The following is a 13723-nucleotide window of genomic DNA, read 5'->3' as shown; positions in this document are numbered from 1 at the left end:
TATTCATTGATATTGTTGTTTTTAAGCAATTGATTGTCGAGTAAGACTCGTCAAATAAGCCAGTTATTGACCCGCTTTAAGCTTCATGAAGTAATCTTCGTACTTCACGGTCTTATCGCCGACTGCAGCTTGCCATTCAACACGATCAAGGTCTTCTTGAGACGGGAACAGAGCAGGGCTGTCTTTGAACTTCTCGTTAGACGCTTTCACTGCGGTTAGGTAACCAGTATCACGAGAGATTTGCTCAGCGATTTCAGGGCGCAGTAGGAAGTCGATCATCTTGTGAGCCGCTTCTACGTTTGTTGCACCAGAGCTGATTGCGAAGTTATCAACCCAACCGATACCGCCTTCTTTAGGGAATACCAGTTTAATTGGTAGACCTTCGTTTTGAGCCGCTGCTGCAGAGCCGTTCCAAAGCATACCAAGGCCAACTTCACCAGACATATATGGTGCGCCAGGGTTGTCTGAGTTAAATACTAGAACATTCGGCATTAGCTTTTGCAGCTCAGCGTAAGCTTCGTCGATCTCTTTCTCGTTAGTTGTGTTACCTGAGTAACCTAACTTGCGTAGTGCAATGTGGAACACTTCGCGAGTATCGTCCATCATCATCAGCTGACCTTCAAGCTCAGGCTTCCATAAGTCAGCCCAGCTTTGAAAAGCTTCTGGATCGTACATGTCTGTGTTAACAGCCAAACCAGTAATAGCAACTACGTGTGGAATAGAGTAGTCGTTATTTGGGTCGTAAGGCTTATCTAGGTAGTTTGTATCTAGATTCTTAAAGTTGTTCAGCTTGGTCTTGTCGATCTTTTGAAGCATACCCTCATCACGCATCTTAGATACGAAGTAAGTCGACGGCACAACTAGGTCATAGCCTTTGTTGTGTGTTTTTAGCTTTGCGTACAGGGTTTCGTTCGACTCGTAAGTCGAGTAAATCACCTTGATGCCAGTTTCATCGGTGAACTTTTCTAGGATCTCACTGTTGATGTAAGGTCCCCAGTTCATGAATACCAATTCTTTGTTATCTTTTGCAAAAGACGGTGCAGATAACATTGAAAGCGCACATGCACTACCAGCTAATAGAGTAGCCCATTTTTTCATTGACGTTAGCTCCAAACTAAACGTTGCCCGAAGGCAGTAGATAGAAAAACAGAATGGCGATTTACCATTCTGTTTATGATTAACACTTTTTATAGAACATGAAGTTTCTCAACTTCTTATCAAGTCAACCTCGTTAAAGAGTAGGAGACTTACTTGATCTTCTCTCTCGCTAGTAACTGAGAAATAATCACCAGTATTAGCGACACCACTAACATCACTGTTGCTAGGGCATTGACCTCTGGAGAGATACCTACTTTAACCATAGAGTAAATCTTCAGTGGCAAGATTTCATACGTTGGACCGGTTACGAAAGAACTGATGATCACATCGTCCAAAGACAGAGTGAAGCTCAATAACCAACCCGCAGCCACCGCTGGCTTAGCAAGGGGAAGGATGATCTGTTTTAGAATCGTCCACTCGCTTGCACCTAAATCTTTTGCTGCTTCTAGCATTTTCACATCAAAGCCATTCAAGCGACTGTAGACCGTTACAACAACAAACGGCAGACAGAACGTAATGTGTGCTGCAAGTAGGGTAAAGAACCCAAGTTGAACACCCATTACCAAGAACAGCGCAAGAAGAGAAATCGCCATTACGATATCTGGTGACATCATTACGATGAACAGCATGCCATTGACTACGCCTTTACCTTTGAATTGGTAACGGAATAGGGCTACTGCTGTTAGGCTTCCGACAATCGTTGCAGCTGTTGCTGAGAACACCGCTACGTTAATCGAGTGCCACGCAGCCTGCATTAGGCTGTCGTTGTTAATCAGCGCGTCATACCACTTAGTGGTGAAGCCACCCCATTTCATACCAAACTTATTGGCATTAAATGAGTTCGCAATCAATACGATAATAGGTAGGTATAGAAAAGCGTATACCAGCGCCATAAAGCTGAACTTAACTGTGCGACCCATTAGTCTAGCTCCACCTTCTTATTCAATAGCTTGCCTGCTCGGTAGTAGGCATAAAGCATAATTGCCATCGCAACCGTCAGCGCAATACTCGTTGCCGCGCCAAACGGCCAATCTCGGGCGTTGAGTACTTGGCTCTTAATCACGTTACCAATCAGCAAGTTCTTAGCGCCGCCTAGCAAGTCAGAGATGTAGAACATGCCTAACGCAGGAAGAAGTACTAATAAACAACCACCGATGATGCCAGGCATCGTTAGGGGTAGTACCACTTTCAATAGCGTTTGCAGTTTGTTCGCACCTAAATCTTTCGCGGCTTCTAAATACGTATCATCCAGTTTTTCAATCGCTGAATACAACGGCAGAATCATGAATGGCAGTAGGATATACACCAAACCGATCATCACTGCTGTTTCTGAGTACATGATACGTAGTGGTTTATCGATAATGTCTAATGCTAACAAGCCCTTGTTCAACACACCTTGAGTACCCAGCACCACTTTTAGTCCGTAAGTACGGATCAAAGAGTTTGTCCAGAATGGCACAATCACTAAGAACAACATGATTGGACGCCATTTCGCAGGCATTTTTGCCACGATGTAAGCGAACGGGTAACCAATAATTAAACAAAGTAGGGTTGCGACAATCGCCATATAGAAAGAGTGCATCAGCACTTTAAAATACAACGGGTCAGCCAAACGCACGTAGTTGTCGAGAGTGAAGGTCATCTCGATCAAGTTCGCTTCGTCACGAGTTAAGAAGCTAGTCCCGATGATCATGATGTTTGGAATCATCACGAACAGCACTAACCAACCTGTGATTAAAGCAACAATCGCGTTTTGTAAATTAAACTTCTTGCTCATCTTCTAATACCACTTCCCAGCTCTCAACCCAAGTTACTGCAACTTTTTGGCCCAGCGAGTGATCAACATCAGGGTCATCTTCGTTGAAGAATTCGCTTACCATTACGCGCATGCCAGATTCTAGTTCTACGACTGAATCTAAAGTCATGCCTTTGTAGGTACGCTCGACAATGTGGCCAACAATACCGCGTTGCTCAGACTCTTTAATCTCTTCAATACGAAGATCCTCAGGACGAAGCAATACCTGCAGTTTTTGACCAGAGGTGATGTCTTTATCATGGTAGATAACCGACTCTTCACCTTCAATTGTCGCAACAATGCGTTTCTCATCTAAACGAGATGCCGCTGTCGCATCGAATACGTTAATTTCACCAATGAAGCGAGCTACAAAAAGGTTCTTAGGCTCTTCGTAAATCTCTCTTGGTGTTCCGTCTTGCTCAATCACGCCATCACGCATCACAATAATACGGTCAGACATAGACAGTGCTTCTTCTTGGTCGTGCGTTACAAAAATGAACGTGATACCAAGTTGGCGCTGAAGTTGTTTCAGCTCGATTTGCATCTGTTTACGAAGTTTGTAATCCAGAGCGGACAGAGATTCATCCAACAAAAGAACTTTAGGCTTATTAACGACAGCACGAGCGATTGCGATACGTTGCTGTTGACCACCAGAAAGCTGGTGTGGTTTTCGTTGTGCCATCTGCTCTAGGCGCACCATTTTTAAAGCTTCCAATACACGAGGTTCAATCTCGCTGTTTGGAACTTTCTGCATGCGTAAGCCAAATGCCACATTGTCGAAAACGGTCATATGTGGGAATAGCGCATAGCTTTGGAATACAGTGTTAACATGCCTTTGTTCAGCAGGGACGTGGGTTACGTTCTGTTCAGCTAGCAGTACTTGACCACTATCTGCCGTTTCAAAACCCGCAATCATTCTTAGTACCGTTGTTTTACCACAACCTGATGGCCCTAAAATCGTGATAAACTCACCATGATTTACGTTTAGATCAAGATTGCCGATGACTTCCTTACCATCGAAGCTTTTACTAATACCAGTTAGCTGTACTACTGGTTTTCCTACTGATTTTTTAGCGTTCAACGTCTGTTTTTCTCCACCTTGGTTCTGTTTGAGAACCTGTTGCTATACACCTTTGAGGCGCGCATCATAATCACCAAAAACGTGAAATCAAAGCATTTTTTACCATTCGAAGATAAAAAATTTCGCAGGTAAAAGTAAACATCCTTTACCATACTGTTATTTACTGGGTTTACGCCCCAACAAGTGTCTAATTATTAACCATTAAGACGCAAAAGCAAGCCTTGTTACAGATTCATATTTTAGTTTGTATCCGACATATGAGTATAATGAAGGTAATTTTTTATCAATAAGTTAGGTGGCTCAGTTTAATTGGCGCACCTAGGTATCACTATGAACAACGACATCGAAAAAGATTTTAATTTGGGCGGTAGTATCGACCGTGCACTTTCTGGCGATTATGAGCTCAAAGCAACGGCTGTATTCCAAGAAGCTTGGAAACATACGATAAGTCACTTTCTTTCGTTTTCCCCTGCGATTGTTGCTCTGATGTTCGTGCAACTGGCTATCTTTTATATCGCATTAAAACTGCAACTGGGTGACCCTGCGGTTATCTTAGACGCGGTTATCGACCCTGAGGCGTTTACGCCACAAATCGTTGAGTCCATTTTTATTGCCAACTTCAGCTATGAAGTGATCAGCGCGCCTATCTATGCAGGTATCTGTTTGATGGCGATGAGCCACGCAGCTGGGCTGCAGACCAAAGTACGTCACATTGGCAAAGGCTTACAATTTACGATTCCAGTAATTCTTGTGACTCTGTTCAGTCTGATGCTTCAAGGTATTGCAGGTATGATTCTGCCATTTCTGTCGATTTACTTCTCACTTGCGTTCAGCCATTCAATTCTGCTGATTTGTGATAAGAAAGTGCCGCCAATGCAATCGCTGCTGCTTTCATTACGTGCTGTGAATAAGAAAATCTTTACCGTTGCTTCTATCTACCTATTAGTAATGCTGATGTTCATTGTCGCGGCAATGATGTACGGCATTGGCCTTATCTTCGTTTTACCTTTCTTCTTCCACGTGAAAGGCATTCTTTACCGTGAGATGTTTGGCATTAAACTCAAACTGATTGCGTCAGACAGACCAAAGAGCGACGACGACCACGACGGTAGCAATAACAAAGACCCACAGGTATTCGATGCATAACAACTCTAAATCAAGCGCAAGTAAATCACTTGCGCTAAAAGTGACAGCATTAGCCCTAGTTGGCTCGATCTCGTTAGTTGGCCCAATGCTTTACCAACAAGAAGAAGAGCGCAGGCGAGCGGGGCAAAAGGCTCCAGACTCAGAGCAAAACTTTGGTGACCTGACCGTCTCTTCTGATAAGCCAGATTTCGCAGCGATTGAAGATGTAAATGAAAAGAAAGACACCTTCTTTTCATACCTTCGCCCAAGTATCAATATCGAAAACAAGCGAATCACAAAAGAACGTGCGTTTCTAACCAAGCTTTCAGAAACAGAATTGAGCAATGTTGATTCTGAAGACGCGTCATACGCAAAGCGACTAGGGAAGCTGTATAGCCTGCCTGTACCTTCATCAGGCTTAGATGATGCTTGGCTGACAGAAATGTTGAATCGTGTAAACGTGTTACCTGAAGCGCTTGTATTAACTCAGTCGGCCAATGAATCGGCTTGGGGTACATCTCGTTTCGCCACTAAAGCGAATAACTATTTTGGTCATTGGTGTTACACCAAAGGTTGTGGCCTAGTTCCGCTACAACGTAACGAAGGTAGCTCACATGAAGTGGCAACATTCTCTTCAAGCCAAGAGTCTGTACACCGTTACTTCATGAACCTAAACCGAAACCGTGCTTATGCAGACCTAAGAGCAATTCGCGCAAAACTAGCGGCACAGGGCGACGATCTGTTAACAACCGAAACCGCAACAGAGCTCACCAACGGCTTGCTAAAATATTCTGAGCGAGGTTCAGACTATGTGACTGATTTACAAGCTATGATTCGTCACAACGAGGTATACTGGAAAAAGTAACTCGATTTGATAGTCATTTGGCGAGCTTAAACGGTAAGTTTGACCAAATAACATCACATAAAGAGCAGCTCATTGGCTGCTCTTTCTATTTATAAACGCTCAACTTCGACAAGACTATAACAATGAAAAAGACAGCACTCGCTTTATTAGCTTCTCTAAGCCTAGGGATCTCTTTACCTGCTGCAGCGCAAGAATACATGTTTACCTATTCTAAACTTTACACACAGCTTAAAAACAACACCAAAGAAGGGCACGATGACGTTAAAGTTGCGGTCTTCTTTGTCGATCAGCAAGCCCAAACAACCTGTCATATCAGCAAAGCTTGGATGGAAAAAGAAGAACACTATGAAGAGCTGAAAGTCTCTCCAGCTAACGAGCTACTTCTACCTGTTGACCAAAACCTTCGTTCGGCAAACCCGCTTATTTTTGTGCAAACAAAAGAACAAGAGTGCGCATACTCTTTGGTTGTTATGACTAAAGCACCTTTAGCTGGAACGGTTGAGGTTGCACAGCTGGAAAACCTGTTACCACAGATGCAAGCAATGTTAGAAGACGTAAGCGGTATGTTCTCAAGCTGGTTCACCCCGGACATCCAAGGGTTAACGCTTGAGTTTGCAGACAAGCTTGAAGGTAACATAACGCTTTCTAACGGCAAGCAGCTCCCAATTACCCAAGGGCGCGCTAAGTTTACACTAGAACAACTCAATGGAAGTGACAGCATCACGTTACCAGAAGCGACAACTCGTGTGTTACCTTACATTCCGGCTCAATAGCCTTGGGTTAGGCGATTGACCACACGGCGTTAATCTAAACAAAACAAGGTAAAGCAGCCAACTCAAACCAAGTTAGGCTGCTTTTCTTTTCCTACAACCAGCGTGGTTTGCGCTTTTGAAGCTCATTTTTTATGAAAGATGAGCGGTTATCACTAGATAAAGTGGCATCTTTCAACCAGTCACCTTGTTTATCCTGCCGTTACTATTTCAACATGAAATAAAAATCCGTATAATCCACGCCCTAAAACAGTCCCACTAGCAATCTACAGTCGGTAATACGACGGTGTGAGAGTCGCAATGAACCAAAACGATAATAGAAAAGAAGTACTAGAATTCAACAAACTTCAGAAACGTCTGAGAAGAAATGTTGGAAATGCCATCATCGACTACAACATGATCGAAGAGAATGATGTGGTAATGGCATGTATCAGTGGCGGTAAAGATTCATTTGCGATGCTAGATATTTTGCTACGTTTACGTGAAGCAGCACCAATCAAATTTGATGTTGTTGCGGTAAACCTAGATCAAAAACAACCTGGGTTCCCTGAGCACATTCTTCCTGAATACTTTGAAACGCTGAACATTCCTTACTACATCGTAGATAAAGATACGTACTCAGTAGTTAAAGAGAAGATCCCAGAAGGTAAGACAACATGTGGTCTATGTTCTCGTCTGCGTCGTGGTACTTTGTACTCGTTCGCTGAGAAGATTGGCGCGACTAAGATCGCTCTTGGTCACCACATGGATGACATCGTTGAAACTATGTTCCTTAACATGTTCCACGGCGCTCGTCTAAAGGCTATGCCACCTAAGCTACGTTCTGATGATGGTCGTAACGTTGTTATTCGTCCACTGACTTACTGTCGTGAAACAGACCTAATCAAATACGCTGAACACAAAGAGTTCCCAATCATTCCTTGTAACCTATGTGGTTCGCAAGAAAACCTACAACGTCAAAGCATTAAAGCAATGCTGATTGATTGGGACAAGAAGACACCAGGCCGTGTTGAAAAGATCTTTAAATCAATTCAAAACGTTAGCCCAAGCCAGCTGGCTGACCGCGAACTGTTTGACTTCGTAAACCTTCCACTAGACCGTAGTGGCGAGCGTGAAGAGTACGAATTCCAAGAAGCTGAAATTTCATCTTCTAACATCGATGAGTCAATGTTCATCGACGTAACGAACGTATAATATGAATATTCGTTGTAGAGCAATAGATGCGCCTACAACAGACAAACAAAAACGCCTCAAGCCATGCTTGAGGCGTTTTTTATAAGTTGAACTCGCCGTTAAGTTTGTCTGCTTAAACGCATTAACCTTTCGAAAGGTTAGGGTCGAGTGGGCTCACATAGCCAGAGGGCTTAAGCGCCAAAACATCACAGTTAATCTTATCGATAACATGCTCCGCAGTATTACCGATGAACACCGCAGATAAGCCGGTACGACCGGTTGTACCCAAGATCACCATTGCAGCGTTGTTTTCAGACGCGACACGTGGAATCACATCTTCTGGTAAGCCTTGTTCAACAACTGTTTGTTCTTCACACATACCGTGTTTCTGGCGTAGTGCCTTCATTGCGGTTAAGTGATGACCGCGAACGGCGTCAGTGTAAGACGTAGGATCAAACTCAGGCAGTTCGATAGTGATATTCGCCGGTGTCACAGGATAAGCGTTAACCAAGAGTGGTTCAGCATCCAAACGCCCAGTGATCTCAAGTAATCTATCAACCATCGTATCGTTAAGTTCTAGGTGAGCTTCTGTCTCTGAGCCTACGTGAACTGAAGCAAAGATCTTCGCGTTATCGGGCCAGAAATCATTTTTAACCAGTAGCACAGGGCTAGGGCACTTTCTCAACAGGTGCCAATCAGTTGGTGTGAAGATAACTGATTCTAAGGTGTCGTGTTTACGCGTCCCTTTAATCAAGATGTCGTGTCCACCACTGTAGACCTCAGCAATGATCGCTTCGTATGGGCGATTATGCCAAACCACTTGAACGTTAAATTCGATGGAATCATCAAGGTAAGGTTCTGCGACTTTATTCATCCAGATTTCGCGCTGGTGAATCACGCCTTTACGCATTGCGTCTCTCTCATCGACAGAGAGCATAGATGTCATTTCATACGAGAAGTCGTATATCGACAAAAAGAAAGTGATGTGGCTTGTTGAGGTGCTTTTCTTGGCAAGTTGGATAGCACGAACTAGAGCAGGTTGCTCATCGTGATTAATGTCTGCGACAACTAAAATTTTGTTATAGATACTCATAACTAAGCCTACTTTTCAGACCGAACATATAAATAATGTAGCGTAGTTATGGGGAGATTAAGAGAAATAAAAGAGGTTTTAAGAGAGAAACATGATGTAGCTCATTATTGAACTACATCATTGATATCTAGACTATTCTTTTGAAACGCCAGCAAGTTCCATCAACGCATCGTGATCTTCGATAGTGATATATTTGCCTTTAACGCTCAAGATGTCTGCTTTTTGGAAACGACCTAAAAGACGGCTGATTGTTTCAACAGTCAAACCAAGGTAGTTACCAATATCGCCACGAGTCATCGTTAAGCGGAACTCGCGTGGGCTGAAGCCACGTTGAGAGAAGCGAGTAGAAAGGTTGTAAAGGAATGCAGCAAGACGCTCTTCCGCGTTCTTTTTAGAAAGAAGCAGAATCATTTCTTGGTCACCTTTAATCTCGTTACTCATCAGGCGCATAATTTGCTGACGCAATTTAGGCATTTTTCCTGATAGGTCATCGAGAATCTCATATGGAATTTCACATACCATAGAAGTTTCTAGTGCTTGTGCGAAACTAGGGTGTAGGTCACCAGTAATCGCATCGAAGCCAACAAGATCGCCCGCTAGGTGGAATGCAGTAATCTGCTCATCACCTTGCTCGGTAATCGTGTAGCTCTTGATCGTTCCAGAGCGAATAGCATATAGAGATTTAAGCTCGTCACCGGCTTTAAATAACTCTTGGCCTTTTTGAATAGGCTTTTTTCTCTCAATGATCTGATCAAGTTGATCGAGTTCAGATTCATTCAAAGTAAACGGAATACAGAGCTGGCTAATACTACAATCCTGGCAATGGATTGCACAGCCGCCAGACTGAACACGTTTCGTCACAGGCTTTTCAGAAATCATAACAATCTTTCACTATTTGATATACGTCAATATTTTAGCATTCCTTTATCCAGTTGGGTAGTAAAAAAACCGGATTTAAAGGATGGCTATACGGTATAAATAATGAGCTGCAATGCCATATAACCGGTATAGAAACCGTAAATGAGGATTAAAATTGCGCCTAGTTGGCGAAATAAGTCAGCTTGTTGCAGTTTCTTGAGGAAATTAGCGCCCATACCAACGGTCAGCATCGTTGGAAGCGTCCCTAAACCGAAGGCAAGCATGATACCCGCTCCGTTGTACCAGCTTCCCGATACCGCAGCCCACGTTAGCATTGAGTAAACAAGACCACATGGAAGCCAACCCCAGATAAAACCAAAAGGCAGGGCGTGGCTTGGGTGTTTGAGCGGAAGAAAATACTTACCGATTGGAGAGATATAACGCCAAAGCTTCTGTCCGACTTTTTCAAAGAACAACAAGCCAAACCACCATTTGCCAATGTATAAACCTAAGATGATCATAAAGACAGCAGCAAATAGACGCAACCAACCGAGCAAGGCATTAAAATCGCTGAGCTGGCCAATCGAAGAGATTGCTCCACCTATCACGCCACCAATCACGGCATAGCTTAATAAGCGTCCAAGGTTATATAGGAGAGGGATAACAGGGGAAGGCTTCGTGTTACCAATCGAAAGAAGTGACGCGATACCACCACACATTCCCATGCAGTGTCCCGCGCCGATCAATCCAACAACAAAAGCTCCGATCCAATCAGGCGTCATCATTCTTTTTATCTAAGTTAGGTTGGCTTTCTGTATTGGCTTTTTCATTCTTAACAGGCTTGTTGTCCGAATAGTTGTGAGCCTTTTCGTCTTCATCAAACAGAATGTTGTGGCCTTGGCGCTCAAGGTCTTCAAACTGTTCGCTCTTAACGGCCCATAGAAAAATACCAACAGCGATACACACGAGTACGATCGCGATTGGAATGAGTATGTATAAACTTTCCATTATTTACCTTGCTCTTTTAAAAGCCTTAACGAGTTAGACACAACAATAATAGAGCTTGCAGACATGCCAACAACGGCAATGTATGGAGCAACCAAACCAGCGACAGCCAATGGAAGGATGAGTAGGTTGTAACCCAATGACCATGCTAGGTTTTCGCGGATTATCTTACGCGTTTTTAGCGCCAATGTACGCGATTTAAGTAATCTATCAAGTTTGTCGCCCAACAAAACCATATCAGCCGATGCTTTAGCTACATCTGTACCACCGCCCATCGCAACAGAGAGGTGAGCCCCTGCAAGAATAGGCGCATCGTTAATACCGTCGCCGACCATCATGGTAATGTCCTTTTCGTCACGAGAATTAAGGTAAGCAAGCTTATCCTCTGGTTTCGCGTTCGCGACAATATCGGTGATCCCAATATCTTCAGCTACAGGCTTCGCGTTAATCAAGGAGTCGCCAGTCAACAGGGTCGTTTTAATACCCGCTTCTTTGAATTTTTGGATGAACTCGATGCTTTCTTTACGAATCGGGTCTTCATAAGTGAAGGTAGCGATATGACGTCCAGCCATCGACAAGTAGATACCGTTGCTTTGTGTTGGTTGAACTTCACCAAGAATAAACTCGCTACTACCGATCGCAACTTCTTGACCGTTCCACTCACCAGTAATACCTGAACCAATAACGTTGTTTACCGAATCGACTTCAACATCATCTGACACGTGAGTCTTGAATGCTTTCGCAATAGGGTGGTTAGCATGCTGTTCTAGGCTCGCAGCCACTTTTAAACACGTCTCTTTATCAAGCTCTGAGAAAGTTTCCACACGGCTGATACGAATATCACCCTCAGTCAATGTACCCGTCTTATCGATGATCAAGTGATTCACTTTACACAAGGTTTCGAATACGTGGCCTTTACGCAGTAAAATACCAAAGTTGCCCATACGGGATGTTGAACAAGTAATTGCAGTCGGTGTCGCCAATGAAAGAGCACAAGGACAAGTCGCTACCAGTACAGACAACATGATCCAGAATGCATCTTCTGGACGAGTTTGGTGCCAGTAGAACCAAGTACCGAAAGAGATAATCAAGATAACCGCTACAAAGTAACGAGCCACAATATCCGCAATCTCTGCGATGCGAGGCTTAGACAATTGCGCTTCATCTTGTAGGCGTACAATATTGGAAATCACTGAATCTGCTTTAGACGTCATCACTTCCAGTTCAAACGATTCATCACCATTCAATGTACCCGCAAAGACAGTATCGCCTTCGTTTTTCACGACATGGATAGATTCGCCAGTCAGCATGGATTCATCAATGTGAACTCGACCAGAAAGTACTTTACCGTCTGCAGGAATATGCTCACCCGGTAATACGCGAATCTGATCGCCTACCTTTAAAGTTTTTACTGGAACTTGGTCGCCATCTAACGTTGTCGCCATTGCAGGAACAAGCTTAAGCAGATTACCACTCGCTGCCGCCGCTTTACGACGCGCTCTCATCTCTAAGAAACGACCAAGCAGAAGGAAGAAGGTAAACATCGAAATAGATTCGAAGAAAACTTCTCCTTTCTCTGTCACGGTTGCCACCAAGCTCGCCACGTAGGCAAACAAAAGAGCAATCGAAACAGGTACATCCATACCCAACGTTCGGCCTTTGATGCTTCGCCATGCATTGATATAGAAAGGTAACGCAGAGTAGAGCAGAACCGGTGTCGCGAAGATTAAACTGACCCAGCGGAAGTAGTTTTTAAACTCAGGCTCAAGATTACCAAACACTTCAAGGTAGAGCGCTACTGCCAGCATCATCACCTGCATGGTCGCTAGACCAGCGACACCTAGGCGATACAAGTAGTTCTTCATTGAGCGGTGATAGGCTGCTTCTTGTTGGTCTGCCTCGAAGGGCGCCGCTTTGTAGCCAAGGGTATGGATTGCTGATAACAACTCGCTCAGTTTAACTTGCGTGTTGTCCCAGCTAAGTAGCGCACGGTTAGTGGTGGTATTCACACGGATGCTACCAACACCTTGTTTTGAAGAGACTTGTTTCTCTATTAGCCATGCACATGCTGCACATGAAACCCCCTCTAGTGACAATGTCACTTCAGAAACATTCTCAGAGTTCCTTACAAACTCCAATTGAACGTCTTCATTATCATAATGACTGAGTGCCAGAAGTTGTTCTGGCACTAGATCCGCTTTCTCAGCGGGAGCGGTACGGTATTGGTAGTAAGAAACCAAACCGCTATCAACGATTGTCTGAGCTACAGTCTCGCAGCCCGGACAACACATCTTACGAGGCGATCCTAAGATCTCGACTTCAAAATCCGTTTCCGCTGGTACATCTTCACCGCAGTGATAACAGGATTCACACATAAGCTTTAGTTCGTTAGTTGAGTAGGAGTTTCAATCGGGAAGTTCATGCGACCTTGAACTAACCATTCTTCGTCATGCGGCGTCAACTCAATGAACCACGGACCTTGCATTTCGTGGTCTAGAGTCAAGGTGTAGTTGCCTCTCGCATCAGCGGTTAGTAGCTGAGTGAAATCGCGGTCTGGTAGTGTTCTGTGAACAAACATTGCACTAATAGCAGGGAAATGATCAAGTTTGCCTTTGTCTAATGTGATGATAACAGAGTTACCTTTCTCATTGAGTGAAGCTGATAGGCCTAGCTCTTTGGCGATATTTACTTTTGAAATGTCGACATTAATGCCTTTTCCTTTTTTATAGTAATCCTCAGTCACTAGGTCTACGGAGTTCTGTGTAAACACAATAACCGTCATAATGGTCCAAATAACTACTGTTGCTGGCAACGCGATTAAGAACCACGGCCAAAACTGTTTATACCAAGGCTTTACCAT

14 protein-coding genes are annotated in these 13723 nt (G+C 43.8%); 4 read left to right on the top strand and 10 right to left on the bottom strand.

Annotated elements, in window-relative coordinates:
* Positions 1-63 precede the first annotated feature (63 nt).
* The 4 genes from L1D22_RS10965 to potA all read right to left on the bottom strand — a co-directional run bounded on the left by L1D22_RS10965 (position 64) and on the right by potA (position 3974).
* A complete protein-coding gene (locus tag L1D22_RS10965; protein WP_239829787.1) occupies positions 64-1098 on the bottom strand; it encodes an extracellular solute-binding protein in 1035 nt (344 codons plus the stop codon).
* Positions 1099-1247: 149 nt separating this feature from the next.
* Positions 1248-2018: a spermidine/putrescine ABC transporter permease PotC gene (potC, locus tag L1D22_RS10960; protein ID WP_004742279.1), complete on the bottom strand. Its 771-nt coding sequence runs from the start codon at positions 2016-2018 to the stop codon at positions 1248-1250.
* Positions 2018-2875, bottom strand: coding sequence for a spermidine/putrescine ABC transporter permease PotB (potB, locus tag L1D22_RS10955; RefSeq protein ID WP_239829786.1), 858 nt, complete (start codon positions 2873-2875; stop codon positions 2018-2020). Before potB ends, potC begins: the two co-directional genes overlap by 1 nt.
* On the bottom strand, positions 2859-3974 hold the full coding sequence (gene potA, locus L1D22_RS10950) for a spermidine/putrescine ABC transporter ATP-binding protein PotA (protein WP_239829785.1): 1116 nt from the start codon (positions 3972-3974) through the stop codon (positions 2859-2861). Before potA ends, potB begins: the two co-directional genes overlap by 17 nt.
* A gap of 330 nt (positions 3975-4304) precedes the next feature.
* Here potA and L1D22_RS10945 point away from each other — a divergent pair, with 330 nt between their 5' ends.
* The 4 genes from L1D22_RS10945 to ttcA all read left to right on the top strand — a co-directional run bounded on the left by L1D22_RS10945 (position 4305) and on the right by ttcA (position 7928).
* The gene (locus L1D22_RS10945) at positions 4305-5120 is read left to right on the top strand and encodes a hypothetical protein (RefSeq protein ID WP_239829784.1); all 816 of its coding nucleotides are present in this window, start codon (positions 4305-4307) and stop codon (positions 5118-5120) included.
* Entirely contained in the window at positions 5113-5964 is an 852-nt protein-coding gene (locus tag L1D22_RS10940) for a glucosaminidase domain-containing protein (protein ID WP_239829783.1), read from the top strand. The genes L1D22_RS10945 and L1D22_RS10940 overlap by 8 nt, the downstream gene beginning before the upstream one ends.
* A gap of 122 nt (positions 5965-6086) precedes the next feature.
* A complete protein-coding gene (locus L1D22_RS10935) occupies positions 6087-6737 on the top strand; it encodes a DUF2987 domain-containing protein (protein ID WP_239829782.1) in 651 nt (216 codons plus the stop codon).
* A 297-nt stretch (positions 6738-7034) separates the two neighbouring features.
* Entirely contained in the window at positions 7035-7928 is an 894-nt protein-coding gene (gene ttcA, locus L1D22_RS10930) for a tRNA 2-thiocytidine(32) synthetase TtcA (protein WP_008221945.1), read from the top strand.
* A gap of 121 nt (positions 7929-8049) precedes the next feature.
* Here the strand turns inward: ttcA and uspE are convergent, their stop codons facing one another.
* The 6 genes from uspE to L1D22_RS10900 all read right to left on the bottom strand — a co-directional run bounded on the left by uspE (position 8050) and on the right by L1D22_RS10900 (position 13723).
* Positions 8050-9000, bottom strand: coding sequence for a universal stress protein UspE (uspE, locus tag L1D22_RS10925; protein WP_176681181.1), 951 nt, complete (start codon positions 8998-9000; stop codon positions 8050-8052).
* Between the two features lie 132 nt (positions 9001-9132).
* Positions 9133-9879, bottom strand: coding sequence for an FNR family transcription factor (locus L1D22_RS10920; RefSeq protein ID WP_017632474.1), 747 nt, complete (start codon positions 9877-9879; stop codon positions 9133-9135).
* Between the two features lie 86 nt (positions 9880-9965).
* Entirely contained in the window at positions 9966-10640 is a 675-nt protein-coding gene (locus L1D22_RS10915; protein WP_239829849.1) for a sulfite exporter TauE/SafE family protein, read from the bottom strand.
* Positions 10630-10866 (bottom strand): cbb3-type cytochrome oxidase assembly protein CcoS, encoded by a 237-nt coding sequence (gene ccoS / locus L1D22_RS10910; protein WP_239829781.1) that lies wholly within the window; start codon positions 10864-10866, stop codon positions 10630-10632. The genes L1D22_RS10915 and ccoS overlap by 11 nt, the downstream gene beginning before the upstream one ends.
* Positions 10866-13238, bottom strand: a complete 2373-nt coding sequence (locus L1D22_RS10905) for a heavy metal translocating P-type ATPase metal-binding domain-containing protein (protein ID WP_239829780.1) — start codon at positions 13236-13238, stop codon at positions 10866-10868. The genes ccoS and L1D22_RS10905 overlap by 1 nt, the downstream gene beginning before the upstream one ends.
* Positions 13239-13243: 5 nt before the next feature.
* The gene (locus tag L1D22_RS10900; RefSeq protein WP_239829779.1) at positions 13244-13723 is read right to left on the bottom strand and encodes a FixH family protein; all 480 of its coding nucleotides are present in this window, start codon (positions 13721-13723) and stop codon (positions 13244-13246) included.

The organism is Vibrio sp. Isolate34, assembly GCF_022397915.1.
GTDB lineage: Bacteria > Pseudomonadota > Gammaproteobacteria > Enterobacterales > Vibrionaceae > Vibrio.
The sequence above is the reverse complement of the archived record's forward strand: the minus strand, read 5'-3'. Positions and strand labels throughout refer to the sequence as shown.

Coding starts and splice junctions, on each gene's coding strand:
- L1D22_RS10965 (WP_239829787.1), bottom strand. CDS start 1,098: ATGAAAAAATGGGCTACTCTATTAGCTGGTAGTGCATGTGCGCTTTCA.
- potC (WP_004742279.1), bottom strand. CDS start 2,018: ATGGGTCGCACAGTTAAGTTCAGCTTTATGGCGCTGGTATACGCTTTT.
- potB (WP_239829786.1), bottom strand. CDS start 2,875: ATGAGCAAGAAGTTTAATTTACAAAACGCGATTGTTGCTTTAATCACA.
- L1D22_RS10945 (WP_239829784.1), top strand. CDS start 4,305: ATGAACAACGACATCGAAAAAGATTTTAATTTGGGCGGTAGTATCGAC.
- L1D22_RS10940 (WP_239829783.1), top strand. CDS start 5,113: ATGCATAACAACTCTAAATCAAGCGCAAGTAAATCACTTGCGCTAAAA.
- L1D22_RS10935 (WP_239829782.1), top strand. CDS start 6,087: ATGAAAAAGACAGCACTCGCTTTATTAGCTTCTCTAAGCCTAGGGATC.
- ttcA (WP_008221945.1), top strand. CDS start 7,035: ATGAACCAAAACGATAATAGAAAAGAAGTACTAGAATTCAACAAACTT.
- uspE (WP_176681181.1), bottom strand. CDS start 9,000: ATGAGTATCTATAACAAAATTTTAGTTGTCGCAGACATTAATCACGAT.
- L1D22_RS10920 (WP_017632474.1), bottom strand. CDS start 9,879: ATGATTTCTGAAAAGCCTGTGACGAAACGTGTTCAGTCTGGCGGCTGT.
- L1D22_RS10915 (WP_239829849.1), bottom strand. CDS start 10,640: ATGACGCCTGATTGGATCGGAGCTTTTGTTGTTGGATTGATCGGCGCG.
- ccoS (WP_239829781.1), bottom strand. CDS start 10,866: ATGGAAAGTTTATACATACTCATTCCAATCGCGATCGTACTCGTGTGT.
- L1D22_RS10905 (WP_239829780.1), bottom strand. CDS start 13,238: ATGTGTGAATCCTGTTATCACTGCGGTGAAGATGTACCAGCGGAAACG.
- L1D22_RS10900 (WP_239829779.1), bottom strand. CDS start 13,723: ATGGTAAAGCCTTGGTATAAACAGTTTTGGCCGTGGTTCTTAATCGCG.